Origin of the sequence: Rhizobium sp. RHZ02, assembly GCF_014851575.1 — a bacterium.
In the GTDB taxonomy this organism is placed as follows: Bacteria; Pseudomonadota; Alphaproteobacteria; order Rhizobiales; family Rhizobiaceae; genus Rhizobium; species Rhizobium altiplani.
Window position 1 is genome coordinate 14,284 of record NZ_JACUZX010000026.1, and the last position, 25,892, is coordinate 40,175.

At 61.8% G+C, this 25,892-nt stretch carries 20 protein-coding genes and 1 pseudogene; 8 read left to right on the top strand and 13 right to left on the bottom strand.

Features of this window, described 5'->3' with window-relative positions:
* Positions 1-56: 56 nt before the first annotated feature.
* From IB244_RS25620 to IB244_RS25630, 3 genes are all read right to left on the bottom strand, one after another.
* Positions 57-1,205, bottom strand: coding sequence for an acyltransferase family protein (locus IB244_RS25620; protein WP_169683785.1), 1,149 nt, complete (start codon positions 1,203-1,205; stop codon positions 57-59).
* 154 nt (positions 1,206-1,359) lie between these two features.
* Positions 1,360-1,617: a hypothetical protein gene (locus IB244_RS25625; protein ID WP_018117007.1), complete on the bottom strand. Its 258-nt coding sequence runs from the start codon at positions 1,615-1,617 to the stop codon at positions 1,360-1,362.
* Positions 1,618-1,839: 222 nt separating this feature from the next.
* On the bottom strand, positions 1,840-2,103 hold the full coding sequence (locus IB244_RS25630; RefSeq protein WP_018858560.1) for a BON domain-containing protein: 264 nt from the start codon (positions 2,101-2,103) through the stop codon (positions 1,840-1,842).
* A 167-nt stretch (positions 2,104-2,270) separates the two neighbouring features.
* On the opposite strand from IB244_RS25630, the gene IB244_RS25635 reads away from it, so the two are divergent.
* Both IB244_RS25635 and IB244_RS25640 read left to right on the top strand, forming a co-directional pair.
* Entirely contained in the window at positions 2,271-2,534 is a 264-nt protein-coding gene (locus IB244_RS25635) for a hypothetical protein (protein WP_018858561.1), read from the top strand.
* 96 nt (positions 2,535-2,630) lie between these two features.
* Positions 2,631-4,691, top strand: coding sequence for an ATP-dependent helicase (locus IB244_RS25640; RefSeq protein ID WP_169683784.1), 2,061 nt, complete (start codon positions 2,631-2,633; stop codon positions 4,689-4,691).
* Here IB244_RS25640 and IB244_RS25645 read toward each other — a convergent pair.
* Both IB244_RS25645 and galE read right to left on the bottom strand, forming a co-directional pair.
* The gene (locus tag IB244_RS25645) at positions 4,688-5,752 is read right to left on the bottom strand and encodes an enoyl-CoA hydratase/isomerase family protein (protein WP_026371968.1); all 1,065 of its coding nucleotides are present in this window, start codon (positions 5,750-5,752) and stop codon (positions 4,688-4,690) included. The genes IB244_RS25640 and IB244_RS25645 overlap by 4 nt on opposite strands.
* 131 nt (positions 5,753-5,883) lie before the next feature.
* A complete protein-coding gene (gene galE, locus IB244_RS25650) occupies positions 5,884-6,918 on the bottom strand; it encodes a UDP-glucose 4-epimerase GalE (protein ID WP_169683782.1) in 1,035 nt (344 codons plus the stop codon).
* Positions 6,919-7,541: 623 nt separating this feature from the next.
* Here galE and IB244_RS25655 point away from each other — a divergent pair.
* The 3 genes from IB244_RS25655 to IB244_RS25665 all read left to right on the top strand — a co-directional run bounded on the left by IB244_RS25655 (position 7,542) and on the right by IB244_RS25665 (position 9,670).
* Positions 7,542-7,985 (top strand): SRPBCC family protein, encoded by a 444-nt coding sequence (locus IB244_RS25655; protein WP_169683781.1) that lies wholly within the window; start codon positions 7,542-7,544, stop codon positions 7,983-7,985.
* Between the two features lie 387 nt (positions 7,986-8,372).
* On the top strand, positions 8,373-9,287 hold the full coding sequence (locus tag IB244_RS25660; protein ID WP_192306096.1) for a hypothetical protein: 915 nt from the start codon (positions 8,373-8,375) through the stop codon (positions 9,285-9,287).
* Positions 9,284-9,670: a hypothetical protein gene (locus IB244_RS25665; RefSeq protein ID WP_169683779.1), complete on the top strand. Its 387-nt coding sequence runs from the start codon at positions 9,284-9,286 to the stop codon at positions 9,668-9,670. Before IB244_RS25660 ends, IB244_RS25665 begins: the two co-directional genes overlap by 4 nt.
* 48 nt (positions 9,671-9,718) lie before the next feature.
* On the opposite strand, the gene IB244_RS25670 is transcribed toward IB244_RS25665, so the two are convergent.
* Positions 9,719-10,885, bottom strand: a complete 1,167-nt coding sequence (locus IB244_RS25670) for a pyridoxal phosphate-dependent aminotransferase (RefSeq protein ID WP_192306098.1) — start codon at positions 10,883-10,885, stop codon at positions 9,719-9,721.
* 124 nt (positions 10,886-11,009) lie between these two features.
* Positions 11,010-11,453 (bottom strand): large conductance mechanosensitive channel protein MscL, encoded by a 444-nt coding sequence (gene mscL, locus IB244_RS25675; protein ID WP_018858571.1) that lies wholly within the window; start codon positions 11,451-11,453, stop codon positions 11,010-11,012.
* A gap of 216 nt (positions 11,454-11,669) precedes the next feature.
* On the opposite strand from mscL, the gene IB244_RS25680 reads away from it, so the two are divergent.
* Complete coding sequence (locus tag IB244_RS25680) at positions 11,670-15,173, top strand: PAS domain-containing hybrid sensor histidine kinase/response regulator (protein ID WP_169683777.1); 3,504 nt, start codon at positions 11,670-11,672, stop codon at positions 15,171-15,173.
* Here the strand turns inward: IB244_RS25680 and IB244_RS25685 are convergent.
* The gene (locus IB244_RS25685; RefSeq protein WP_018858573.1) at positions 15,133-15,732 is read right to left on the bottom strand and encodes a TetR/AcrR family transcriptional regulator; all 600 of its coding nucleotides are present in this window, start codon (positions 15,730-15,732) and stop codon (positions 15,133-15,135) included. The two genes, IB244_RS25680 and IB244_RS25685, sit on opposite strands and share 41 nt — an antisense overlap.
* A gap of 133 nt (positions 15,733-15,865) precedes the next feature.
* On the opposite strand from IB244_RS25685, the gene IB244_RS25690 reads away from it, so the two are divergent.
* Positions 15,866-17,065 carry an MFS transporter gene (locus IB244_RS25690; RefSeq protein ID WP_169683776.1) on the top strand — a complete coding sequence of 400 codons (1,200 nt, stop codon included), beginning with the start codon at positions 15,866-15,868 and terminating at the stop codon, positions 17,063-17,065.
* Between the two features lie 20 nt (positions 17,066-17,085).
* Here IB244_RS25690 and IB244_RS25695 read toward each other — a convergent pair whose 3' ends face one another.
* The 5 genes and pseudogenes from IB244_RS25695 to IB244_RS33235 form a co-directional block, all read right to left on the bottom strand.
* The gene (locus IB244_RS25695; RefSeq protein ID WP_018116993.1) at positions 17,086-17,490 is read right to left on the bottom strand and encodes a GFA family protein; all 405 of its coding nucleotides are present in this window, start codon (positions 17,488-17,490) and stop codon (positions 17,086-17,088) included.
* 78 nt (positions 17,491-17,568) lie between these two features.
* The gene (locus IB244_RS25700; protein ID WP_018116992.1) at positions 17,569-17,784 is read right to left on the bottom strand and encodes a hypothetical protein; all 216 of its coding nucleotides are present in this window, start codon (positions 17,782-17,784) and stop codon (positions 17,569-17,571) included.
* 307 nt (positions 17,785-18,091) lie between these two features.
* Complete coding sequence (locus IB244_RS25705; RefSeq protein WP_192306103.1) at positions 18,092-21,925, bottom strand: peptidoglycan-binding protein; 3,834 nt, start codon at positions 21,923-21,925, stop codon at positions 18,092-18,094.
* A gap of 318 nt (positions 21,926-22,243) precedes the next feature.
* On the bottom strand, positions 22,244-22,945 hold the full coding sequence (locus tag IB244_RS25710) for an SDR family NAD(P)-dependent oxidoreductase (RefSeq protein ID WP_018858576.1): 702 nt from the start codon (positions 22,943-22,945) through the stop codon (positions 22,244-22,246).
* A 66-nt stretch (positions 22,946-23,011) separates the two neighbouring features.
* Positions 23,012-23,089 (bottom strand): annotated as a pseudogene (locus IB244_RS33235) (Lrp/AsnC family transcriptional regulator); the annotation flags it as partial.
* 168 nt (positions 23,090-23,257) lie between these two features.
* Here IB244_RS33235 and IB244_RS25715 point away from each other — a divergent pair.
* Complete coding sequence (locus IB244_RS25715) at positions 23,258-25,798, top strand: arylsulfatase (RefSeq protein WP_192306105.1); 2,541 nt, start codon at positions 23,258-23,260, stop codon at positions 25,796-25,798.
* The last annotated feature ends 94 nt before the right edge of the window (positions 25,799-25,892 follow it).

Here is a 25,892-nt window from a genome sequence, read left to right on the forward strand (position 1 = left end):
GAGGCTCGTCACCCTCAGCGAAAGCAGACGAGCCTCGATTGCGATAAGCCGATGCGTCAGGCCGGTTTCAGGCGCCGTCTCCGCATTATTTCCAGCACCTTGCGCCCAAGCGTCTGGCCCGGCCCCTCGATGCGGGTGAAGCCGAGATATGCCAGCGCATAGGCCAATGGCAGCAGGGCGGCGACCACGATCGCAAAGCGCGCCGGCGCGGAAATCCCAGCCCCGAAATGCGTTATGACGAATGCTGCGAGCGGCTGGAGCAAAAGCAGGTGAATCAGATAGACGCCGAACGAGAGCTCGCCGAGCCAATGGCAGAAGTGATTTCCCATCAGCGATGAGACGCGATCGCCGAGCTTTCCGACCAGACCTGGCAACAAATGATAATGCACCAGCACGAAGAAGCCGACGACCAGAAGCAGGCGGACGGCGACCTTCGTCGAGGTCATGTCGCCGCCGATCGGAATCATGACCAGCATGACGGCAAGCAGGCCATTCATGACGGTTTGCCGCGGCGTCACGAACAATCCGTTGGCGATCAGCATGCCGCACAGGAAGACATGCATCTTCAGCGGCAGGAAAGACGGCATCGGAAAATCGATGTGGGCGGCCTGCACGGCCTTGGCGACTACGAAACCGCCAAGCGCAATCAGGGCGGCGCCGGGCAGCCATCTGGCTTTCCTCAAGAGCAGCATCGCCAGCGGAAAGACCGCATAGAACTGCATCTCCAAACCAAGACTCCAATCGGGCAGTGGTGTGCGGAACGCATAGGCCGGATGCAGTCCGAAGAGGAAGCTCGCGTGGATGAGAAGGTTGCGCAGGCTACCGTCCAGATAGCGCTCCGGCAATTGCGGACCGTGGGATAGGAAGGTGTCAATGACCATGCGGCTCGCATAGAGCTGCGGCCCCAGCAACAGGGCGATGCACAGCATCACGTAGTAGAGTGGCGCGATTCGGAAAAAGCGCTTCAGCCAGAAGCCGAACCAGGTGGATGGCTTCTCCCAGGGGTTGGCGCTCTCGCGTAACCGATAGTGAAAGACCATCAGAAAGCCGGACAGCATAATGAAGAGGTCGACGCCCAAATCCGGCGACGACAGGATCGGAAGGTGCCAACCCGTCAGTTGCAGGCTGTGACCTAGGAGGACCCAGAGTGCGGCCAGTCCGCGCAGCCCGTCGAGGCATCCGATCCGCTTGCTCTCAATGATCATAGGGTATCCTTCTGGTTGAGGCTCAGCTTCGCGGAAGCTAACGCAATGTGCTGCAACGCACAACTCACAACCAGAAAAGTTGATCGGTCTCCGGCTTGGGGAGCGCGATCTTCCTACCCTATTTCATCGGATTCCGAGACGGACGAGCAAACGATCAGCAGCGACCGTCGCTCTGCACCTCGAGGTAACCGACGCCGATAATGGTGCCGTCAAAAGACCGGATGAAGGATGGCACATAATGCGTCGTCGGCGCGGTGCAGGACACCGAACCGGTATATTCGTTCATCGCCATCTCGTCCTGCGGCAGGGCGGAATAGTCGCTCGTAATCTCGAGTGAAGCCGAAGCTGGCGTGATGAAAGTCCCTAATGCCAGCGCAAAAGCCGGCGCTCCCAGTCGAAGAAGTCTTCGCATGCCCTTCTCCCGTGTTTTGATTACAAGCATTAACTAATGAAACACGCTTTTAGTTCCAGTGTCGCCGCTACTACTTTCGCACAGTTAATTCTTCGTATTTTCGGTCGAGCTAAATTGTATTATTTTATATGAAGATAGGCGGATATTTCCGGGTGCGCAGCAACATGCCGTATGCGTGCGTCAAAACTGATGAACTTACAGTATTACATGTGAGTAGGCTGGCTAACGCCGCAGCATCCGGCTGCGGACATAACCCTTCCCGACCACGTCTTCGGCAATCTCGACCGCCCGCTCGACATGGCCTTTCTGCCGGACGAATCCTTCCAGGACGACATAGAGCCCCAGGATCGAGACGACGATTTCGCTACTATCGACGTCATAGGCGGCACTGAGAGCGCTTTCGACCGAGGCGCGTGTTGACGCGAGGCTGTGGCCCTGCCCGCAAGCACCACCGTGACCTTCCGTCGTCTGAAATCGAAGCACCATCATCGCCTCCAAATGGCAAAGTCTGTTACAGGGTAACGCCGGAGGGGAGTTTTAGTTGCGCCGCACCAATCTATACTCGAAAGAATCTCGCGGAGCCCAGCCCACGCTACTTGGCGCCCTGATCTGAGGCGCCATATATACCATAGGTTTAGTTAAGGGTTACCGCGATGAAGGTTCTGCTTCCGACGTTTCTATCGCTCGTCATACTATCGGGCTGCACGACGGACAGCTCCACCGAGGTTCAGCCCATTCCGGGGAGCATCACCTATGGCGGGCAACCGCGCACGAAACTGACCAAATCGCCGCCCGGCAGTGTCATCTACAATTCCTTCTACGACTCCCGCGGCCAGAGGGTTAAGGAAACCTATATCCTCCAGCCGGATCGCACGCTGAAACTGACGAGGCGCGTCATCGTGCCCGATTTCCCCTGATGCTCTCACGCTTGACAGCCGCAGCGTTCGAGAACATTCAAGGAACGTCGAATATTTCCGCGGTGCGATTCTCCGCCGAAGCAACCGGACGGCTGAATGTATCTTGAAAAGCTCAATCCCCAGCAGCGCGCGGCCGTCGAATACGGCACGCTCACTGACGGCACCCACGTTGCCGGTCCCTTGCTCGTCATCGCCGGTGCCGGCTCGGGCAAGACGAACACGCTCGCGCATCGCGTTGCGCACCTGATCGTCAAGGGCGCCGATCCTCGCCGGATCCTGCTGATGACATTTTCCCGCCGCGCGGCCGCCGAGATGGCGCGTCGTGTCGAGCGTATCTGTGTCCAGGTGCTCGGCGGCAAATCCGGCATCATGGCGGACGCGCTTGCCTGGAGCGGAACCTTTCACGGCATCGGGGCACGGCTGTTGCGCGATTACGCGGAACAGATCGGCATCGACCCCGCCTTTACGATCCATGACCGGGAAGACAGCGCCGATCTGATGAATCTCATCCGGCACGAGCTCGGCTTCTCGAAAATGGAGAGCCGATTTCCGACAAAGGGCACCTGCCTTGCGATCTATTCGCGCGTGGTCAATTCGGAAAGCGAACTCGGCCTCGTTCTGCGCGACGCGTTCCCCTGGTGCTCGGCCTGGGAAAACCAGTTGCGAGACCTCTTCGGCGCCTATGTCGAGGCCAAGCAGAGCCAGAACATTCTCGATTATGACGATCTGCTCCTCTACTGGGCGCAGATGGTCAGCGAACCGATCATCGCCGACGATATCGGCAGCCGCTTCGACCACGTGCTTGTCGACGAATACCAGGATACGAACCGGCTGCAGGCCTCGATCCTGCTCGCTTTGAAGCCTGGCGGACAAGGCTTGACCGTCGTCGGCGACGATGCGCAGTCGATCTATTCGTTTCGCGCGGCCACCGTGCGCAACATTCTCGACTTTCCCGCCGCGTTCAGCCCCTCGGCAAACATCATCACGCTCGATCGCAACTACCGTTCGACGCAGACGATCCTCGCGGCGGCGAACGCCGTCATCGACCTCGCCTCGGAGCGCTTCACCAAGAACCTCTGGACCGAGCGCCAATCGGCCCAACGTCCAAGGCTCGTCACCGTGCGCGACGAAGCCTACCAGGCGCGATACGTGGCGGACAAGGTGCTGGAGAACCGCGAAGAAGGCGTGAAGCTCAAGCAGCAGTCGGTGCTTTTCCGCGCCTCGCATCATAGCGGAGCGCTGGAGGTCGAGCTGACCCGGCGCAACATTCCGTTCGTGAAGTTCGGCGGGCTGAAGTTCCTCGACAGCGCGCACGTGAAGGACATGCTCGCGGCTCTCCGCTTTGCTCAGAACCCGCGCGACCGCGTCGCCGGCTTCCGGTTGATGCAGCTGCTCCCGGGTGTCGGGCCGTCGACGGCGCAGCGCGTCATCGACCAGATGGCCGCGGATGCCAGCCCGATGCAGGCCCTTTCCGACCTGCCGGCCCCTCCCCGCTCGGGCGAGGATTGGACGGCCTTCGTTGCGATGCTGCAGGAGGTGAAGACCGGCAAGGCCGGCTGGCCGGCAGAAATCGGCCTCGTCCGCGAATGGTATTCGCCGCATCTCGAGCGCCTGCACGAGGATGCATCGACGCGCCAAGCCGACCTTCTGCAACTCGAGCAGATCGCCAGCGGCTATCCTTCCCGTGAGCGTTTCCTGACGGAGTTGACGCTCGACCCGCCGGATGCGACCAGCGACCAGGCCGGTGTGCCGCTGCTCGACGAGGATTATCTGATCCTCTCCACGATCCATTCCGCCAAGGGGCAGGAATGGACGCGGGTGTTCATGCTGAACGTCGTCGACGGCTGCATCCCGTCCGACCTCGCCGTCGGCACCAGCGCCGAGATCGAGGAGGAACGGCGACTGCTCTACGTCGCGATGACCCGCGCCAAGGACAATCTCGACCTCGTCGTGCCGCAACGCTTCTTCACGCACGGCCAGAACGCGCAGGGCGACCGGCACGTCTATGCGTCGCGCACGCGCTTCATTCCGGCAACCTTGCTGCAGTTCTTCGAGGTGGTCGGCTGGCCGCAATCCAGAGCCGATGGCGGCGCGTCGCATCAGGCGCGACAGGTGCGCGTCGATGTCGGAGCACGCATGCGCGGGATGTGGCGCTAGAGCGCCAGCGGCGGCTCCGCGGGCTTGAAGAAGGCGTCGATGGCCGCCTGGTCGACCGCCTCTGGTGTCGCCGGCATCCACTGCGGATTGCGATCCTTGTCGATAATGGCGGCGCGGATGCCCTCGTAGAAATCCGGGCTTTTCAATATCTGCTGGCAGGCGCCGAGTTCGCGGTTCAGGCATTCGGCAAGGTTCCTGCTTTGCCGGCCCTGGCGCAGCAGACGAAGCGCAAGTTTCAGGCTGGTCGGGGAGCGGGTCCGGATGATCCGCAGCGTTTCGGCGGCAAAATCGCCGGGCTCCTTCCCAAGCGCATCGATGACTTCCTCGACGGTGCCGAAATGAAAGCAACGTTCGATCAGGTCGCGGTTGCTTTTGACGGCGCTCGTCCCCGGATCGCTGGAGAGATTCTTCAACACCACCTCGACGTCACGGGGCGTCGCGTTTCGCGGCAGTTCCGCCAGCGTATCGACGATGTCAGGCAGCCGGAAGGAAGCGATGTGGTGATCGGCCAGTCCGGCATAGACGATGTCGGCCGCGTCGACGGTCAGTCCCGTCAGCCCCATCCAGGTGCCGGCCTCGCCGGGCGCGCGCGGCAGCAGCCAGGTCGCCCCGACATCCGGAAAATAGCCGATCCCCGTTTCCGGCATGGCAAGCTTGGTTCGCTCCGTTACGACGCGGTGGCGGCCGTGCGATGACAGGCCTACGCCGCCGCCCATGGTGATGCCGTCCATCAGCGCCACATAGGGCTTTGGGTAGGTCGCGATCCGGTGATTCAGGCGGAATTCTTCGCGCCAGAAGGTCGTGGCTAGGTCGGTGCCGGCGCGGCCGCTCTCGTGCAGCGCGCGAATGTCGCCGCCGGCGCAGAAGCCGCGCTCCCCCTCGCCCGAAACGATCACCATGGCGATGCTGGCGTCTGCCGCGAAGTCGCCCATTGCGGCGGCAAAGGCGCGGACCATATCGAGTGTCAGGCTGTTCAGCGCACGCGGTCGATTGAGGCGGATGATGCCGGCCGAGCCGCGCCGTTCGACAATCACCTCACTCTGGTGAACCTCGTCTCGCATGCTGACCTCCTCGCTCGTTGCATCCTTCGCGTCGCAATCCGGCGTCAAGCGAACCGGTGCCATCAACCGTCATGCCACCTTAGCGCACTCGACGGCATAGTCGATGGCCGGGCTGGGATTGATTTCGTTTCTCAGAACGAGGCGGCGGCGAGCGCTCGATGGAGGCTCTGAAGATCGTCGACGTTGCGATCCATCAGGAACTGTTCCCAGTCGAGCGCGCTTTGGACGATTGTCTCCAATGAATCGTGTGTCGGCTTCCAATCCAGAACGCGTTGGGCAAGGCTTGAGTCCGCAACAACACTTGCGGCATCGCCCGGACGCCTCGGCGCCATGTGGATCTTGAAGGAGTGTCCGTGCAGGCGCGTGACCATGTTGAGCACGTCGAGCACCGAATAGCCGGCGCCGTAGCCGCAATTGGCAACCAGCGAGCCGCTCCCACGACGCAGATGCTGCAGCGCCTTCAGGTGAACCGCGGCGAGATCGCTGACATGGATGTAATCGCGCACGCCGGTACCGTCATGAGTCGGGTAATCGATGCCGTAGACATGAACGCCGGTGCGTTTGCCGAGTGCCGCCTCGCAGGCGACCTTGATCAGGTGGGTGGCGCCTGATGTCGATTGACCGCTGCGCCCCAACGGGTCGGCGCCGGCGACGTTGAAGTAGCGCAGCGCGACATAGTTGAAGTCGTAGGCTGCCGCCGCGTCCCGCAGCATGAATTCCGTCATCAGCTTGGACTGGCCGTAAGGATTCTCGGGATTGAGCGGCGCGGTCTCCCTGACCGGCTCGGACGTCTTCTGCGGCCCGTAGACGGCGGCGGTGGAGGAAAAGACGAAATGGCGGATGTTGGCATTGATCGCAGCGCTCAACAGCGCCCGCGTCTTGCCGGAATTGTTGTCGTAATAGGCAAGCGGATCGGCGACGGATGCAGGCACGATCGCGGAGCCGGCAAAATGGATAATGGCGTCGACGTCGTTCTCGATGAAGATCGTCTTCAGAAGCTGGGCATCGGCGACATCGCCGAGATAGAAGCGCGCACGCGGAGAGACCGCCCAGCGAAAGCCGGTCGAAAGATTGTCCAGGACAACGACGTCTTCGCCCGCATCCAGCAATGTCCAGACCATGTGGCTGCCGATGTAGCCCGCGCCACCCGTGACCAAAATTGCCATATCCCGCATCCCCGCTTCATTCACGCGGGGGCATCTGACGCTGCTTTCCTTTCAGAATTTCCTATCGAAAGCGCGCTGCGGGGCTTCCTCGCGGGTAAGTTTGATGGCGTGGTTAGAGGCCGATTTCGGGCTCCGCTACAATTTTATCGATGTACTATTTCGAGGGCTCTTTTCTGCGGCAGCTCACAGGTCCTGACTTTCAATGCCGCCGAAGGAATTTGGTAAGATCTTCCCACAGGATCACTATCCCAATGACGAACAGCCCGCCGGGCACCAGATAATACAGGGTCCTGACGGGATAAACGGTGAAATACAGCAGGTACAGGACGCCATAGATTCCGGAGATGACGAGCACCGTTCCCAATAAGAGAGAAATTATCTTCCTCACCACGGTCCCACTCTCCCCGCTAAACCTCTAAGGGAATTGCTACACCAAACATGCCCAAGCTGTATAGCTGGCATGCCAGTCGTAAAGACAACTGGACTGGCAGGAGCAACAATGCCAGCCCTACTGGACACGGAACCGACATAGGCTGAGAGCGAATATTTTCAATCCATTGTCGGAGTGACAAAGATAGGTTCGTCCTCGGGCATTCCCATGCTGCATTCAAAGGAGGATCATCATGCCCAACACGATACGTCTTCACCGCATCCTGGCTGCCAGCCCTGAGAAAGTCTATCGCGCATTCCTGGAGGCGGATGCGCTAGCCAAATGGCTTCCGCCAAATGGGTTTACCTGCACGGTGCATCATCTGGAGCCAGCGGTCGGCGGAACACACAGGATGTCCTTCCGGAACTTTACGACTGGAAATAGCCACTCCTTTGGAGGCAGCTATCTGGAATTGGTTCCGAACGAGAAGCTCCGTTACACGGACAAGTTCGACGACCCGAACCTTCCCGGTGAAATGGAGGTCACGGTAACCTTGAAGAAGGTCTCTGTCGGCACCGAACTGAATGTTGTCCAGGCGGGCGTACCGGACCTTATTCCCCCGGAGGCATGCTATCTCGGTTGGCAGGAATCGCTGCGCAATCTGGCAAAGCTCGTCGAGCCCGAAATCAACGATTGAGGAGCTAGGCAATCCTAAGCGAAAGTGGAGCTTGGCGGTTGAAGCCGCCTCGCTCCTCCAGGCTATTGCCGTGAGGGAGCCGCAGGCGCACCTTCGTCTGTCAGCTTTTGATCCCATTAAAGCTTGAGGATGTCGTCGCAGCACCGTTGGGCAGCGAACTCGATCTGCGCCGGGTCGCGCACGAAGCGCCAATCGACTAGTGACAACGATAAATAGTTTCCTTCGAGCGCCAGAGCGCCAGTCTAACCCCTGCGGTTGCAATGCCTCTAACCATCGGGCCGCGAAGATGTTATAGTCCCCACGCTTTAGCATCCGTGGGCAGGCATCCGGAGGGGGATCCATGAGGATGACGAGGAAGCAGTCCGGCCTTAAAAAGAGCGCTGAGGAGTGGGGACGGGCGCGGGAGTAACGACCGAACCCTCCGCCGGAGAGGCGCAAGACCTTGCGCACCAAACGACCAATCTGCCGACAACGCCGTTGGCCGCCCATCAGACAACCTATTTCTTCAAGAACTCCGCCTTCGAATTCGTCCTCCTGGCGAGCCTCGGTCGCGCCTACTACCAGGGCGCAAACATCGGCAAGGTCCTGTTCACCATCCGGCAGATCGAAGACGGCAACTTCGACAGCGCGTACCGGGCGATGATCGCCGCTGGCGATGAAGCCCGCCTCCTGGCCGAAAACTCGGCAGATGGCGGTCACACGGAAAGCGCGCGGCAGGCCTATCTCTGGACGCAGAGTTTCTATGACAGCGCCATCTACTTCGCGGACGGCACCGGTGATCCAATGCGGGTTGCGGCAGCCTGGCAGATGATGGACGATTGCTGGCTGAAGTCGATCGATCTATGCGATCCCCCAGTTGAACAGATCAGCATTCCTTATGAGGGCGTAGGCCTGCGTGGCTTCTATTTCCGGGGCAAGAGCGCCCGGGAAAAGCGCCCCCTGCTGATCCTCGTCAACGGCAGCGACGGCTCAGCGCTCGACATGTGGATGCTTGGCGCAGCCGGAGCAACGGCGCGAGGTTACGACTGCCTGACGTTCGACGGGCCGGACAAGGTTACGCCCTGTGGAAGCAGCAACTCACCTTCAGGCCGGATTGGGAGCATGTTGTCACGCCGGTGGTCGACTTTGCCCTGGGCCGTCCCGGTGTCGATCCGAAGAGGATCGCGATCCAGGGCATCAGCCAGGCCGGATACTGGGTTCCGCGCGCGGTTGCGTTTGAGAAGCGGATCGCCGCCGCCATCGTTGATCCCGGTGTCTGCGATGTTTCCAAATCATGGACGGCCACGCTGCCGCCTCCGATGATCGAACTCCTGAAGGCAGGCCGCAAGGATGAGTTCGACGGCAATCTGAACAAGATGCTGGACCCGGCCACCAAGAAATCCGTGGCCTTCCGGATGAGACCTTATGGCGTGACGTCGTATTTCGACGCCTTCAAAGCGACGATGGCGTACAACCTCATGGACGTTGCCGGGAAGATCGAGTGCCCGATGCTGATTACCGAGCCGGCCAACGAAGCATTCTGGCCAGGGCAGTCGCGCCAGCTATACGACCTCTTGAGCTGTCCCAAGACGCTGATCCCCTTCTCGGCATCCGACGGCGCGGACCTGCACTGCGAGCCGGCGGCATATGGGCTGAGGGACCTGCGCGTGTTCAACTGGCTCGACGAGACGCTCGGAGCAATCTAGCTATGGTCTGGGAAGGATAATCGCCCGGGTCGAGCCGGCTCCACACTCCTAGAGCTTGAGGATGTAGTCGCACAGCCTGTCGGCCGCCATCTGGATCTGGGCCGGGTCGCGCAGGAAGCAGGCGCGCAGAAAGAGCTCGCCGCCAGCGCCGAACGCCGCGCCGGGTGCCAGCCCGACACCCGTCTTGTCGACGATGTCGATCGCTGCCTTGCGGCTGTCGGTCACGCCGTCGATCTTCAGGAATGCATAGAGGGCGCCGTCCGGCTTCAGCGTCTCGACGCGGTTCGTTGCAATCAGCGCGTCGCACAGGATGTCGCGGGAGCGTCTGGCCTTGTCGATGTTCGACTGCACGAGGCTGTCGCCCTCATTCAGGGCCGCGACCGCACCACGCTGCATGAACTGCGCCACGCCCGAGGTCGAATACTGGATGAGGTTCTCGATCACCTGGCCGGTTTGCGGCGGGGCAACGATCCAGCCGACACGCCAGCCGGTCATCGACCAGTTCTTGGAGAAGGAGTTGACGAACATCACCTTGTCGTCGGGCTCCATCACATCGAGGAAGGACGGCGCGCGACCGCCGGCAAAGTAATAGCGCGCGTAGATCTCGTCGGCCATGATCCAGAGATCGTGCTTGCGCGCGAGCGCCAGGATGGCTGCGAGATCATGCTTGGTTGCGGTCCAGCCGGTCGGATTGGACGGCGTGTTGATGAACAGCCCCCTGGTCTTCGGGGTGATGGCCGCCGCGATGCGGTCGAGATCGACCGCCCACTTGCCGCCCTCGAAGGTCAGCTGCACGCCGACCGATCGGGCGCCGGCAATTTCCAGGGCGGCGGCGATGTTCGGCCAGGCAGGCGTCAGGTAGACAAGCTCGTCGCCCGGCGAGGTCAGCGCCTGCACGGCGATCTGGATCGCCTGCATGCCGGAACCAGTGACATAGAAATGCTCGACCGGCAGAGAGAGGTCGAAATGTCTGGCATAGTAGTCGGAAAGCGCCTGACGCAGTTCCGGGATGCCGCGCTGATAGGTATAGAAGGTCTCGCCGCTCGACAGCGCTTCGATCGCCGCCTTGTTGATGAAATCCGGCGTCGACAGATCTCCCTCGCCGACCCAAAGCGGCAGGAGGCCGTCACGGCCACGGGCATAGTTGACGACTTCGACGATCCCGCTTTCTGGCGCCAGGAGGGCGCGCGGGCTAAGACTGCTGACTATCGACATGCATCACTCCGGTTTGCGCCCATATAAAGCAAATAAGGCGGCAAATCCCATGACATTCGGTGATGCGATATCGATTTTCGTGATGGATGAGCCCCGCGCCCGTCGGCGAAGGCTCATAATCTCATCAGACGGCCGGACGCTTGGCCAGCAGGTCGCGAATTTCCGTCAGCAGCGCCACATCGGCCGGCGGCGCGGCGGCCTCGTCCTTGGCCTCCTTGATCTTCATCTGCTTGTCCACCTGCTTCTGGAGCGTATTCACGCCCTTGACCATCAGGAAGATAATCCATGCGAGAATCATGAAGTTGATCAAAACCGTGATGAAGCTGCCATAGGCCAGGACCGCGCCCTGCTGGCGGGCAGCAGTCAGTGTCGGCGCGTTCACGTTGGACGACAGGCCGATGAAATAGTTCGAAAAGTCGAAGCCGCCGAAAATGGCACCGACGATCGGCATGATGATATCGTCCACCAGCGACCTGACGATCCCCCCGAAAGCGCCGCCGATGATAACACCGACAGCAAGGTCCATGACATTGCCGCGGGCGATAAATGCTTTGAACTCATTGAGCATCCGATCCGTCTCCCTCTGATGCAGTCGCACTGACAGGTCATTGTTTTTATTAGCTACATGTTCAATGCAATTATTCAATTGCCAATTACAAATTATTGGGCCGGCGTGCGGTCTTTGACTTAAGACCTATACACCCCCTGATGTTCAAGGACGCCAAATTCCCGTAATCTCCAATAGTCCGGGAGAACCGGTGCATGGTGCATCGGTGGAGGTTCAATGCTGCCAGGCTGGGTCATACTTGCATCTGCTTTCGGCTATCTGCTGCTGCTCTTTGCGGTCGCGAGCCATGGCGACCGCAGGCGTCGGATGTTCGGAACGCCCGTGGGCGGCCGCCCGGCGGTCTATGCGCTCAGCCTCGCGATCTACTGCACCTCCTGGACGTATTTCGGTGGTGTCGGACTGGCATCGCAACGCGGGCTGGAATTCCTCGGCATCTATATCGGCCCAATCCTCGTCTTCACGCTCGGGATGCCGGTGCTGCGGCGGATCATCGAGCTCGCGAAGGCCGAGAAGCTGACATCCGTCGCCGATTTCATCTCCGCGCGCTACGGCAAGAATCCGGCGGTCGCGACAATCGTGGCATTGATCTCCCTCGTCGGCGCTATCCCCTATATCGCCCTGCAGCTCAAATCGGTGTCGAGCACCGTGACGGCTATGCTCAACCCGTCGGATTACGGCATCGGCAGCGGCAACCTCTATTTTCTCGACCTGCCACTGCTCGTAACGCTAGTGCTCGCCTGCTTCGCGATCATGTTCGGCACGCGCCACACGGATGCGACCGAGCACCAGGACGGGTTGATCCTTGCCGTCGCCATGGAGTCGGTGGTCAAGCTGTTTGCCTTCCTCACCGCCGGCGTCTGCGTGGTCTGGTTCCTTTTCGACGGTCCATCCGATCTCTGGCAGAAGGCCAGCGAAAACCAGCTCGTGCTCTCGGCCCTGAACTACCAGACACCGATCAGCCGCTGGATCACGCTGACGCTGTTGTCCGCGTTTGCGATCATCATGCTGCCGCGACAATTCCACGTCACCGTTGTCGAGAACAGGACCGCCCGGGAGCTTCGGCTGGCCGGCTTCCTCTTCCCTCTCTATCTCGTTGCCATCAATCTCTTCGTGCTGCCGGTGGCGATCGGTGGCCTGCTGACGTTTGGCGGCAGCGGCAATGCCGATCTCTACGTGCTTTCGCTACCGCTTACCGGGCAGATGCCCTTTGTCTCGCTGATTACCTTCATCGGCGGCTTTTCCGCCGCCACCGCCATGGTGATCGTCGCTTCGGTGGCGCTGTCGATCATGGTGTCGAACGACATCATCATGCCGATCTTCCTGCACCGGAAGCTCGTCGACTGCTCGGGTCAGCGCAGCGATTTCGCCAAGACGCTGCTCAACATAAGGCGCAGCGCGATCTTCGCCGTACTGCTGCTCGGCTACGCCTATTATCGTTCAACCGACAGCACGACGGGGCTGGCCTCGATCGGCCTCCTCTCCTTCGCCGCGATTGCGCAGATGGCCCCTTCCTTGTTCGGTGGCCTTGTCTGGCGGCGAGCCAATGCGCGCGGTGCCATTCTTGGGCTGACGTCGGGCTTCGTGATCTGGGTCTACCTGCTGTTCCTGCCTTCGCTTGGCGGACCGGACTATTCGGGTGTCGCAAGCGCAGTCCTCGGTTTCATCTTTCCCGGCACGACGATCTTTTCGGCACCCGATGCCGATCCGCTGGTCAATGCCACGGTCATGAGCCTGCTCGTCAACACCGCCTTCTTCGTCGTCGGATCGGTTACCCGCAATGCGCGGCCGCTCGAACGCATCCAGGCCGGCATCTTCGTCAAGCGGCAGTCCCGCTCGCAGTTTGCCACGCGCGGCTGGAAGACCCGCATCAGTATCGCCGATCTCAAGGCGACGGTCTCGCGTTATCTCGGCGAGGAGCGCATGGAGCGTTCGTTCCAGACCTACCAGCAGAATTCGGGCCGCAAGCTGGAGGACGACCAACCAGCCGACATGGCGCTCATTCATTTTGCGGAACAGCTACTCGGCAGCGCCATCGGCTCTTCCTCCGCTCGACTTGTGCTGTCGCTGATCCTTCAGAAAGTGGAGGACGCCTCGGCCGACACCGCCTGGCTGCTCGACCAGGCGAGCGAGGCCCTGCAATATAACCAGGACATGCTGCAGACGGCGCTGTCTCAGATGGACCAGGGCATCGCTGTCTTCGACAGCTCGAACAACCTGACGATCTGGAACCGCCGTTTCCGGCAGTTGCTGGACCTTCCGGAGAATACCGGACAGGTGGGCTTCCCGCTCGCCGACATCGTGGCGATCCTCAGCCAGCGCGGCGATGTGCCAGCCGGCGACGTCAACCAGACCGTCCGGCACTTCCTGACGCTGGACAAACCCTTCGCGCTGGTGCTCGGCGGCGGCGAACGCATCATCGAAGTGCGCTCCAACGCGATGCCGGACAAGGGCATCGTCGCAACCTTTACCGACATCACCCAACGCGTCGCCGCCGACCGAGCGCTCAAGCAGGCGAACGAAACGCTGGAACAGCGCGTTGCCGAGCGGACGGCGGAACTGACCCGTGTCAATCGCGAACTCGGCGAAGCGAGAGCCGCCGCCGACGAAGCCAATCTAGGAAAGACACGCTTCTTCGCCGCTGCCGGGCACGACATCCTGCAGCCGCTCAATGCGGCCCGGCTCTATTCCTCGGCGCTTGTCGAGCGCATGGGAAAGTCCGAAAGCAGTGCGATCGTTCGCAACATCGATTCCGCGCTGGAATCGGTCGAAACCATCCTTGGCGCGGTTCTCGATATTTCGCGGCTGGACACCGGGGCGATGCGGCCGCGCCTCGCCTCCGTGCCACTTTCCGACCTGCTGGAGCGGATCCAAACGGACTTCGAGCCGATCGCCCGTGAGAAAAACCTGAAGCTGGTGGTGATGCCAACCTCGCTTCGGGTCCGCTCCGATCCCAACCTGCTTCGCCGCCTCGTGCAGAATCTTGTTTCCAACGCGATCAAATACACGATCGACGGAAAGGTGCTGGTTGGTGCGCGTCGGCGCGGACATCAGGTCGTCATCCAGGTGATGGATTCCGGGATCGGCATTCCGCCTTCGAAGTTCCGGACGGTCTTCAAGGAATTCGCCCGTCTCGACGAAGGCGCCAGGACGGCTTCCGGACTGGGCCTCGGCCTCTCGATCGTCGATCGCATCGCGCGTGTCCTCAATCACCCGGTGGAACTCCACTCGACACACGGCAAGGGCACGGATTTCCGCATCGTCATGCCGCGCGACGCGTCGCGACTACTCGAGCGCTTGGGCGCAGCCCAGCCGGTGGAGCATTCGGCGCAGAGCCTGCAGGGATTGAAGGTCCTCTGCGTCGACAACGAGCCGCATATTCTGGAAGGCATGCAGCTGCTGATCAGCGGCTGGGGCTGCGAGGTGCGATGCCTGGGTTCGCTGGCCGATGTCGGCGCGCTCGATACACGCCAGCCGCCGCCGGATCTCGTGATCGCGGACTATCACCTCGGCGACGGCACCGGCGTTTCCGCCATCCTGACGCTCAGGGAGCGTTTCATGGCGTTCATTCCGGCGCTGATCGTCACGGCCGACCGCACGCCGGAGGTCCGCGCCGAAGTCGAGCGGCACGGCATTGGGCTCCAACACAAACCGGTGCGCCCGGCAGCGTTGAGGGCCTACATTACGCAGATTTCCGCTCAGAAGCGGGCGGCGGCGGAGTGACCGCCGCATCCTTCGCCATCACGCCGGACACGAGGCCGCGCACACGCTCGGCGGTTGGCTCGTCGCCGAAAAGTATGCGGTAGATGATCGGCGCAACGACCTGATCCATCACGCTATCGACCAGCGGAAAGCTCTCGCCGCGCGCGAGCGCCCGATCGCTCAGCAGCTCCACCTGCTCGCGGGTGAAGGCGCAGCACTTGGCGGCATTGGCATTGTCCTGCGCGGCCAGCACGTCGCGGATAATCTCGCGCCCAACGCCGGAGGACATCTCCTCGGCATACTGTTCCGCCCAGGCTTCAAGATCGCTTCGGCCGCTGCCGGTGTCGATCGGCTGCATGTCCGGGCGCAGGCGCTCGACGGCGACGTCGGCCAGCAATTCCTGCAGGTCGCCCCAGCGACGGTAGATGGTCGACGGGGTAACGCCGGCCTTTGTTGCAATCAGCGGGATTGTCACGTCTGCCCGGTCCATGTCGGCCAGCAGTTCGCGGACTGCCTGATGCACTGAAGCCTGCACCCTGGCGCTGCGGCCGCCCGGCCGGGGATTTTCTTTTGCTGCCATTTCTAACGTCCTGTTTCCTGCGCCGGCGCATGGTTCAACATCTTTGATCGAGCTGTTAACGCAAATTATTTGCTTTTAGTGGCAGGTCGACCTACATGGCTAACGCAACAAATTAGCTTTAAGAGGCTTATATATGTTCGGCGCCGCCAAATCCACACCGACCTCCCGTAATCCGATCCCCTTCCATGCAATTACGCTGGCAACCTTCTTCGGCGCTTCCGCAGCGCCGACGCCACTCTATCGAATCTATCAGGAAAGCTTTGCGGTCTCGCCGGTGCTGATCACCGTGATCTTCGCGGTTTATGCCTTCGCGCTCCTGACTGCACTGCTGATAGCGGGCTCGATCTCCGACCACCTCGGCCGCAAGCCGGTGATCTTCACCGCCCTGATGTTGGAGATCGTCGCCATGGCGTTGTTCGTCGTGGCAAGCGGCCCAGACTGGCTGATCGCGGCGCGGATCGTGCAAGGCCTGGCAACCGGAATTGCCGGCGCCTCGATTGGGGCAGCATTGGTCGACGTCGACCGGGCGAAGGGCCAGATCGTCAACTCCATCGCACCGCTGTCAGGCATGGCGGTCGGTGCAGTCGGCACGAGCGCCCTGATCCAGTATGGTCCCTTCCCGCTCCACCTCGTCTATGCCATCCTGCTCGCGGCTTTCGCCGGGCAAGCCGGCGCCATCTGGGCGACCCGGGAGACTGGCGGCCGTCGGCCGGGTTTCTGGAATTCGTTGAAGCCGACAATTTCGATTCCGCCGCAGGTCAAACGGCCGCTCGCCTTGGTGACGCCGATCAACATCGCCAATTGGACGCTTGGCGGCTTCTACCTCTCGCTGGTTCCGTCATTGGTCGCCAGCACGACGGGCAGCCGGGCGCCGCTCACGGGCGGGTTGATCGTGACGGCGCTGATGGTGTCGGGGGCGGTTGTGGTCTATCTCAGGCGCGCCAAGTCCGGCGCGGCCAATCTCGGCTTCGGCACGGCGGCGACCACGCTTGGAATTCTGACTGTTGTCGCCGGCGTCCACTTCGGCAACGTGCCGCTGCTGCTCGTCGGCACCTTCTTTACCGGCGCCGGATTCGGCACAAACTTCCTCGGGTCGATCGGCACGATCATGCCGCTCGCCAAGGCCGACGAGCGCGCCGGCCTGTTGTCGGCCTTCTATATCCAGAGCTATCTGGCGTTTAGCCTTCCGGCCATTCTCGCCGGCTTCCTCGCCAAGTCTCTCGGCTACCAGCTGACCACCGATCTCTACGCAACGGCGATCATTCTGGTAACCGGCGCCGGGCTTCTCGGCCTGCGCGCCGAGCGCAGCAGGGCTGCCAGGCTGCCTGCCTGAGACTAGAACCCTGAAAGGGCCTAGAGGTAACTCGTCACCGCCGGCTCATTCCACCAGTTGTCGTGGCGCCCATCCATGTAGCGGATGGGCAGCGCGGCGAGCTCCTCCGGCGTTATGTCGTCGAGGCAGGCGATATTGATCGAAACGTAGTCGCCGCCGATCTCGGGAATATGGCCATGCCCGTAGGCATGCAGGCCGCAGATCCGGCAGAAGCGGTGATGGCCGCTCATCGATGCGAACTGGTAGTCGCCCGCCGCTGTCTCCTCGCACAGCAGGCGGAAATCCTCAGGCTTGACGATCGCGCCCCAATAGCGCCGCTTGCCGCAGACCGAGCAATTGCAGCGACCGGTGCCGGCCTGGAGATCGGCATCGACCTCATAGCGGATTTTGCCGCAATGGCAGCTGCCCGTGTAGGTTCTCTTCATGGGGTTCCTCCTCCGCCCTTTGCAACGGCCGGAGTCGCCGAGTTCAGTCGATGGCCACCGCGTCCAGGCAAGACAAAATCAGGCTTCCTGCCCCGCCTGCAGTCTATTGGAATTGATCGAGGCTGCATGCGCTTCAAGAATGGCGGCGGCGATAACTTTCTGAAGCTCGTATACCAGCGTACGCGACCGCTTGCGATCCAGATCTTGCGCCGCCTTCGCAAGATTCAATCCCTCGTTCAGGACAATATGATGAGCTCGCGTCAGCGCCCAACTCTCAATATCCAGACCTATCATTCGGAATCTCCGCCAAGTCATTCAGCATCAAAGATATTCACGAATCACGATACGCAGAGCACTTACGCAGCAAGAAGAATCATAGTTGCAATATTTTGCAAATAGCATTTGCCAAAGAAATACACGTCGAATGCGAAATTACTCCGCCTGAGCCACGATAAAATACAATCGTGCCATTCGCGGGTCGATCAACTGCATCAAGGCCTGTGCTCATAGGTATTCCGCGAAGCTTGCACGGACCTGCACGCCAAGCGCGCATACGTGCCGATCTCTCATGCGCGGCCTGGGAGATCGGGCGAACGTTTGGTCAGACCTTGGTGGCAGGACCCTTGTTGCGCGCCAGCAGGGCCTTCACCGTATCGTCGTTGATCTTCCCGCTCGGCTCCTGGCCGATCGATTTCTGGAAGTTCTTGATCGCCGCAACCGTCTTCGCGCCCATCTCGCCGTCCGGCTGGCCAGCGTCGAAGCCGTTGTTGTTGAGGATCGCCTGGATGTTGCGGATCGCCTTCTTCATATCGACGGTCGAGGTCTTGGTGGCATTGCCGACCCACTCGTCGGGAAGGTCCACGCCATTCGCCTTGCTGTCGAGCGGCACGGCCTTCCACTGGTCAACCTTGGCACGCGCCTTCTCAAGCTGGTCCGGCTTCATGGCTTTCGCAACTTCCTCGCGCTTCTGTGCCGCGTCCTTGTCACCGCCCTTGGCGGCAATCGCAAACCACTTGTAGGACTCGGTCAGATCCTGCGTGATCCCATTGCCGCGGGCACAGAGGATCGCCAGGTTGAACTGGCTGTCGGTGATGCCGAGGTCAGCTGCCTTGACGAACCAGTCCGCGGCTGCCTTGTAATCCTGCTGGCCGAGCGCGCCGGAGGCATAGAGCACGGCGAGATTGTGCATCGCGCTGGCGTTGCCGCGGTTTGCCGCCTGCTCGTAATACTGCTTCGCCTTGGCGATGTCGCGGTCGACGCCTGTGCCCTTCTCGTAGATGTTTCCGAGGCGATACTCCGCCGGGCCGAAGCCCTTGTCGGCGGCGAGCTGATACCAGCTTATCGCTTCCTTCGGATCGGCGGCGACGCCGGCCCGGCCCTCGCTGTAGCGGGCGCCGATTTCAAACAGCGCCAGCGGATCGCCGCTCCTGGCGGCATCCGCGAGCGACTTCGGCTGTACCGTGTCGGGAATGGCAATGCCGGCTGTTTCCGCCACCGGAGCGGCAGGCGTCGTCGCCATGCCGGCAGCAGCCGGCGTCGTTTCCTTGGCAACGAAACCGGAGGCGTCCTTGGGAGCGCCGGAGGGCGCGAGCGGGGCAACCGCGTCGCCGGTCAGCGGTGCGGCGGCCGTCAGATGGTCGGGTGCTGCCGGCGCCGGTGCCGTATCGCTGCTCGCAAGCGGCGCGGCCAGTGCGTCCACGGCCGGGGCTTCAGTGGCCGGAACCTCCGGAGCGGCTACCACGGCCTGGTCGGGCGCCGTCTCGCTGTCCACCGGCAGGGCATTGCTGGATGAATCGGTCAGCACCGCCACTTCGGCGGACGGCGCCGACTGGCCGGTCGTCAGCGTGCGGGCAAGCGGGAACGCCATGATGGCCAGCAATACGGCACCGACGGCCAGCAGGATCGGACGGCGGAAGCGCGAGAAGGTGCTCCCCTTCACCGCATCCTTGTCCTTTGCCTTCCTGTCGGCCTTGGCTGGCTGTGGCTTGGCGCTCGGCTCTGTCTCCATCGCAGCAGCCTGCGCGGCGCGGCGGGCTGCGGCGATGTAGTCCGCGCGCTCGTTTTCCGTTGCCGGCTTCGCATTCACGCGGGCGGCGTTCTGGCTGGCGCGCACGCGCTCGAGGATCTTCTTGACGTCAGGCGCGCCGGAGCCGGGCTCCAGTGGCTCATTGGCAGCTTCCGGCGGCATCACATCGACCGGATCGATGGAAGGAACCGGGTCGATGAGCGTGCGTTCAGCGGTGGCGGCCTCAGCCTTGGCCTTCTTGCCGGGCAGCAGGCGCTTGCCGAGGCCAGCAAGCAGGCTACCCTTGGAGGGAGCTGCGGATGATACGGGCTTCATTGCCGCTTCGATCGCGACCACACTGGTGTCGGTCGTCGCCATGACCGGTAGGGCGGGCGCTTCGTCGGCGACCTCGGGCTGACTGCTTGCCGAGGCGCGGGTTCCGAAAACCACCGGCTTCTGTGCTTCCTCGGCGCCGGCCTGCATCATCGTAAAAGTATCGACGGCAAAATCGACATCGGCCGCCGGCATTCTCGCTGCCGGCCTTGCGACCGCGCGGTCTTCCATGGTGTCCAGTCGCTCGGCGATCTGGACCAGCGTTTCGTGCAGGGCCTGGAAGGTCTTGTGCGTGCGCTCTTCGCTGCTGCGGCTCAGGTCTTCGAGCTGACGCAAGTCTTCGGCAAGCGCATGGAGCGCCGACATATCAGCCGCAGCCGGCGCGCCACCTTGCAGGGCACCGTTTCTTGCATAGGCTTCGACCACCGCTTCCGCCGCCTGGCGGGCAGCCTCGATGATGTATTCGTCGCTGGTCGCCATGTAGTCTTCGATCGCGCCCATGCGGCGGTCGAATTCCGCCGGCAGTTCGGCAGCCGGCCGCGGCTCGCTCATAAGCGCCGAAAGGTTTGCGATCTGGTCCTCGAGGTTGCGTAGCGCATGCGTATCAGCCGCCGGTGCCGCGGTGCTTTCCTCCAGGCGTGCGACGATATCGCCGAGCCGCCCTTCGATGCGCCTGATAGCACTGTCGTCCACGGAAGCAACGACGGGCTGAAGCGGCTGGAAGTCCATCTCGTCGATGCGGCGCGCGAGATAGTCGAGGCGCTGCGCAAGCGCATCGTTGACCGAGCCGACTTCGAGTGCGTCGATCTTGCGCGAGATATCTGCGAGTGCGCCGGTCAGTTCCGGCTGTGGCGCAGCCTTGTGGCTCCGCTCGAGCAGGTAGGACAGATGCTCCAGGCGCTCGTCGAGGCGCGAGGTCGCCTCGGCGTTGGCGAGTTCCTCGACGCGCAACGTCAGGGTTTCCAACCGATCCGCCAGGGCATCGGTCGGGGCCGCGCGGCTCGCGACGCTATGACCCATTAGATCGATCTGCTCGCCCAGGGCGTTCAGGCGGCCTTCGAGACGATGCATCATGGCCGGATCGCCGCTGGCGGCAGCGCGGCCGGTTGCCGCGATAGCACGGCTGATTTCGTCGAGACGGCTATCCATTGCCGCAAACTGCTCGGCCATCGCCCGATCGTGCGGCTGGATCATGCTGCCGAACTGCTCCATCGCCGTGGCGATGGAAATAAGCTTGTCCTCCAGCGCGCGAACGGCCGGGCTTTCCCCCATGCCGCCGATATGGCGCTTGATATCGTCGAGCCGGTAGGCAAGCGCCACAAGCTCCTCCTGCAGGCCGGCGGTGTCGAGCGCATGCAGCTGGTTCTCGACGCCGTCCCAGCGGGTCTCCATGTGGCGAATGGAATCCTCGCGGGCGAGCCCGTCCATCAACGAGCGGAGCTCTTCGAACTCGCCACGCAGCCCTTGCGCCTCAGGCGCGCTGGAGCGGCTGGCAAGCTGATCGATGCTGCTTGCGAGGCGGGTCATATCGGCACGGATGTCATCGGCGAACCGGTTGTCTTCCGCGCCGACCTTGATGCTGCGGATCTCTTCTCGCAATGCGTTCATTTCGCGCGTCACGCCATCGGAGATGTCACGCTTCAGGTCCTGGCGAAGATTGACGAGCGCTTGCGCGATCTCGGTCATCGTGTCTTCCGCCGGACGATAGGCCGGCTGTGCCGAGGCCGGTTGCGGAGCGGCGGGACGCGGCGCGCGTTCGGCAACAGGGAGCGGCGCACGCGACGGAGCTGGCTGCTCGCGCGTGTAGGCGGCGGGTTCGCGCGCAGCAGGACGTTCCCGGCTTGCTTCCAGGATGCGCTGGCGCTGGCGAATTTCTGCGAAAGGATCCGGCCGCGCCTCGGCGGCATGGGGTGCGCGGGCGGCGTAAGGATCAGAGTAGACGTCGCGCTCCGGCGCCGGAGCGCGTTGGCGCTGGTCGCGAGCACCCGCACCCATCAGACCCTCGATCCTCGCCTCCAGGCCTTCGATGGTGCGGTTCAGCGCATCGAGCGAAGCCCTGTCGGAATGCCGTGGGGAATTTGATCGCGATCCGTTCATCTTCTTGCTCGCTTCATCTGTCCGAACCCTCGTCAGGGCCGATCATTGGCTTCCGTCACCGCCGCATCGGAATGCGGGCGTGAGCACCGTTCATGAAGGGATAATCAATTAGACTTTCCTCAACCTGTACGGCGTAGCGGCATTCCCATGAAACGCGAGACTGAAAAAAGGAATGCAAGTCGCCAATGCTCAAACAGCACCTTTCACGAAACGTGGTAAATAACCCGTTAACCGACGTGAGATTTTTTTAACTTTTCAGGATTTTCAGCACTTTGCGTGCTGAAATCGGCCAGTCCCCTGAAAGGCTCAAGACGGAGATCAGAACGATTCCGTCCATGGCCGAACCTCGATTTCCTGTGACCAGGCGCTTCGGTGCTGCAGTAAGACATCGATGTAGGTCTGCGCGATGGCATCCGGGTCGAGCGTCGCATCCGGCTTGGCCGGGTCTTCCCGGCGCACCTCCGATCGGATTCCGCCATCGATGATGAAATGGGCGACGTGAATTCCCTTCGGCCCCAATTCACGGGCAGCGCTCTGGGCAAGGCCGCGAAGGGCGAACTTGCCCATGGCAAACGCGGCCGACTGGGCATATCCCTTCACGCTCGCCGTCGCCCCGGTAAACAGGATCGCTCCGCGCCCTTGGGGGATCATGCGCCTTGCAGCCTGCTGGCAAACGAGAAAGCCGCCATAGGCGCTGACCGCAATTGCCTGTTCGACCGCTGCCGGATCGAGTTCGGTCAACGGTCCGCGCAGGCGCCCGCTGGCGTTATAGACTACAACCTCCGGATCCCCGATTTCCGCCGCGACCTCGTCGAAAAGGGCGGCGACGGACGCCGGCTGGGCGGCATCCGCCGCAAACATCAGCGCGCCGGTTTCGCCAGCGAGTTTGCTCAGCTTGTCGGTGTTGCGCGCCGCCAGCGCGACCCTGACGCCGCGCCCGGTCAGTTGACGCGCAAGCGACGCGCTGAGGCCCGGGCCTGCACCGACGATGAGAGCGGAACTGTAAGGAAACTCGGTCATAGCTGTCCTCCGGTCGTTGTCGACGAAACCTGCGGCGCAGGTGAGCATCAAGCTTGCCTGCGGATACTACACCCACCGCGCCTGGATGGTATTCATCTCAAAGCTGGTCTCGATCGTATCGACGCATTTCAGGCGGGCGATCTTTCCATGATAAACCGCCGCTCCTCGAGGCCGGCCTAGACCACTCCACCATTGTGCTAATGCCCCACGCGCATGGTTTTGGCCTCGCTCTCGTGATATCTTCTACCAGAAGTAAACGAACCGCTTGGAATGAAAGGGAGTTCGATTTTGGGCTAGTTGGAGGGAACCGTCATGAAACTGACGAGACTGATGTCACTGGCTTCCGCCGTAGCAACATTGGCTCTTGCTACAGGAGCGGCATATGCACAACAAGTCACCGGAACACTGGGTGCGCCGGGTGCTACGACAACCATCGATGGCAGGCAGCTGCCGGCGCCGGACCCGAGTTTCGGCGGTACCATCACCAACGATGCTCTCAGTTCGAAACCCTGGTGGGCGCCCCGTATCGTGCCGCCGAAAGGAGCGCCGAACATCCTGCTGGTCATCACGGATGACGCAGGCTTCGGTGTGCCGAGCACGTTCGGCGGCGTTATTCCGACACCAACCATGGATCGCGTCGCCGCCAATGGCCTTCGGTACAACAATGTCCACTCGACTGCCTTGTGCTCGCCGACCCGCGCGGCTCTCATCACCGGACGGAACCATCATTCGGTCGGGTTCGGCGTGATCTCCGAGCAGTCGACGGGTTTCCCCGGCTATAATAGTATCATCCCCGAGGACAAGGCCACCATCGGCCGGATCCTGCGCGACAATGGTTACGCCACCTCCTGGTTCGGCAAGGACCATAACACCCCGGCCTTCGCCGCCAGCTCGATCGGGCCGTTCGACAAATGGCCGACTGGCATGGGATTCGAATATTTCTACGGTTTCGTCGGCGGCGACGCGAACCAGTGGCAGCCGAACCTGTTCCGCAACACCACCCAGATCTATCCCTTCGAGGGCAAGCCAGGCTGGAACCTCGTGACCGGCATGGCCGATGACGCCATTGATTATCTCACTCGCCTCAACCAGACGGCGCCTGACAAGCCTTTCTTCATGAAATACGCGCCCGGCGCAACACACGCGCCTCATCACCCGACGAAGGAGTGGGTAGAGAAGATCAGCGCCATGCATCTCTTCGACCAAGGCTGGAACAAGCTGCGCGAGCAGATCTTCGAGAACCAGAAGAAGCTGGGCGTGATCCCGCAGGACACGCAGCTGGAGCCCTGGCCCTCCAGTATCCTCAAGAACTGGGACGATCTGAAACCAGAGGACCAGAAACTCTTCATCAGGCAGGCGGAAATCTATGCCGCCTACGCCGCCTACAGCGACCACGAGATCGGGCGCGTCGTCCAGGCGATCGAGGACATGGGCAAGCTCGACAACACGCTCGTCATCTACATCAACGGCGACAACGGTACGAGCGCGGAAGGCGGCCCTCTCGGCACACCCAATGAGGTGGCGTTCTTCAACGGCATCAATGAAATGCCGACCGATGTACAGATGAAATGGTATGACGTCTGGGGTACCGAACAGACCTACAACCACATGTCGGCGGGCTGGTCCTGGGCCTTCGATACGCCCTTCTCCTGGTTCAAGCAGAACGCCTCGCGGCTCGGCGGCGTCGGGCAGAACATGGCAGTCTCCTGGCCGGCACGGATTACCGACAAGGGTGGCTTGCGCGAGCAATTCATGCACGTGATCGATGTCGTCCCGACGCTGCTTGAGGTAACAGGCATTCCGGCGCCGGACATGGTGGACGGCATCAAGCAGGCGCCGATCGAGGGAACGAGTTTCGCCTATACTTTCGACAAGGTGAATGCCAAGGCGCCGACTCGCCACAAGACGCAGTATTTCGAGATGTTCGGCCAATGGGCCCTTTACAATGACGGCTGGCTGCTCAGCACCAAGGTAAACCGTGCGCCCTGGGAAGCCTTCGGCACCGCCAACCCGGACCCGCTAAACAACCAGGTCCTTCAGCTCTATGATCTGAGCAAGGATTTCAGCCAGTCGCAGGACGTCGCCGCTGAGAATCCCGACAAGGTCAAGGCGATGAAGGATCTCTTCCTCGCCGAGGCGAAGAAATACCAGGTCTTCCCGATGGACGCCTCGGTCGCCGCACGCATCGTCGCCCCGCGCCCGAACATCACGGCCGGCCGCACCGAGTTCACCTACACGCATCCGATGACGGGCCTGCCGCAGGGCGACTCGCCGTCCCTGCTCAACAGCTCCTACACGATCACCGCCGACATCGACGTGCCACAGGGGGACGCTGAAGGCATGATCCTGACTTCGGGAGGCCGCTTCGCCGGTTACGGCTTCTATCTTCTCAAGGGCAAGCCGGTGTTCCTCTGGAACCTGGTCGATCTGAAGCGGGTGAAATGGCAAGGGCCGGATGCGCTCACTGCCGGCAAGCACATGCTCGAATTCGACTTCCAGTATGATGGCCTCGGCATCGGAACGCTCGCCTTCAACAACATGAGCGGCGTCGGCCGATCGGGCACGGGCACACTCAAGGTGGACGGCAAGGTCGTGGATACCCAGAAGATGGAACACACCCTTCCGATGATCCTGCAGTGGGATGAGGCTTTCGACGTCGGTTCCGACACGCTAACGGGCGTCAACGATGCCGACTACTCGCCGCCCTTCGCGCTGACTGCCAAGCTCAACAAGCTGACGATCAAGGTGGATCGCCCGACCTTGAGCGAGGACGACATCAAGAAACTCGAGGATGCGCAGGCGGTGGCTGTGGACGGTAGCCCGATCCACCACATGCAGCCTGCGCCGCAATGATCGCGTTGAAACACGCCGGCACTGCGGGCACCGATGTCAGCCATCCGCCCCCAGCATGCGGCGCCTAACGAAATAGATGCCCGGATCGTGACAA

Excerpts from the sequence above, each read along its gene's own strand:
- IB244_RS25620 (WP_169683785.1), bottom strand. The coding sequence starts at position 1,205 with ATGATCATTGAGAGCAAGCGGATCGGATGCCTCGACGGGCTGCGCGGA.
- IB244_RS25625 (WP_018117007.1), bottom strand. The coding sequence starts at position 1,617 with ATGCGAAGACTTCTTCGACTGGGAGCGCCGGCTTTTGCGCTGGCATTA.
- IB244_RS25630 (WP_018858560.1), bottom strand. The coding sequence starts at position 2,103 with ATGGTGCTTCGATTTCAGACGACGGAAGGTCACGGTGGTGCTTGCGGG.
- IB244_RS25635 (WP_018858561.1), top strand. The coding sequence starts at position 2,271 with ATGAAGGTTCTGCTTCCGACGTTTCTATCGCTCGTCATACTATCGGGC.
- IB244_RS25640 (WP_169683784.1), top strand. The coding sequence starts at position 2,631 with ATGTATCTTGAAAAGCTCAATCCCCAGCAGCGCGCGGCCGTCGAATAC.
- IB244_RS25645 (WP_026371968.1), bottom strand. The coding sequence starts at position 5,752 with ATGCGAGACGAGGTTCACCAGAGTGAGGTGATTGTCGAACGGCGCGGC.
- galE (WP_169683782.1), bottom strand. The coding sequence starts at position 6,918 with ATGGCAATTTTGGTCACGGGTGGCGCGGGCTACATCGGCAGCCACATG.
- IB244_RS25655 (WP_169683781.1), top strand. The coding sequence starts at position 7,542 with ATGCCCAACACGATACGTCTTCACCGCATCCTGGCTGCCAGCCCTGAG.
- IB244_RS25665 (WP_169683779.1), top strand. The coding sequence starts at position 9,284 with ATGATCGAACTCCTGAAGGCAGGCCGCAAGGATGAGTTCGACGGCAAT.
- IB244_RS25670 (WP_192306098.1), bottom strand. The coding sequence starts at position 10,885 with ATGTCGATAGTCAGCAGTCTTAGCCCGCGCGCCCTCCTGGCGCCAGAA.
- mscL (WP_018858571.1), bottom strand. The coding sequence starts at position 11,453 with ATGCTCAATGAGTTCAAAGCATTTATCGCCCGCGGCAATGTCATGGAC.
- IB244_RS25680 (WP_169683777.1), top strand. The coding sequence starts at position 11,670 with ATGCTGCCAGGCTGGGTCATACTTGCATCTGCTTTCGGCTATCTGCTG.
- IB244_RS25685 (WP_018858573.1), bottom strand. The coding sequence starts at position 15,732 with ATGGCAGCAAAAGAAAATCCCCGGCCGGGCGGCCGCAGCGCCAGGGTG.
- IB244_RS25690 (WP_169683776.1), top strand. The coding sequence starts at position 15,866 with ATGTTCGGCGCCGCCAAATCCACACCGACCTCCCGTAATCCGATCCCC.
- IB244_RS25695 (WP_018116993.1), bottom strand. The coding sequence starts at position 17,490 with ATGAAGAGAACCTACACGGGCAGCTGCCATTGCGGCAAAATCCGCTAT.
- IB244_RS25700 (WP_018116992.1), bottom strand. The coding sequence starts at position 17,784 with ATGATAGGTCTGGATATTGAGAGTTGGGCGCTGACGCGAGCTCATCAT.
- IB244_RS25705 (WP_192306103.1), bottom strand. The coding sequence starts at position 21,925 with ATGAACGGATCGCGATCAAATTCCCCACGGCATTCCGACAGGGCTTCG.
- IB244_RS25710 (WP_018858576.1), bottom strand. The coding sequence starts at position 22,945 with ATGACCGAGTTTCCTTACAGTTCCGCTCTCATCGTCGGTGCAGGCCCG.
- IB244_RS25715 (WP_192306105.1), top strand. The coding sequence starts at position 23,258 with ATGAAACTGACGAGACTGATGTCACTGGCTTCCGCCGTAGCAACATTG.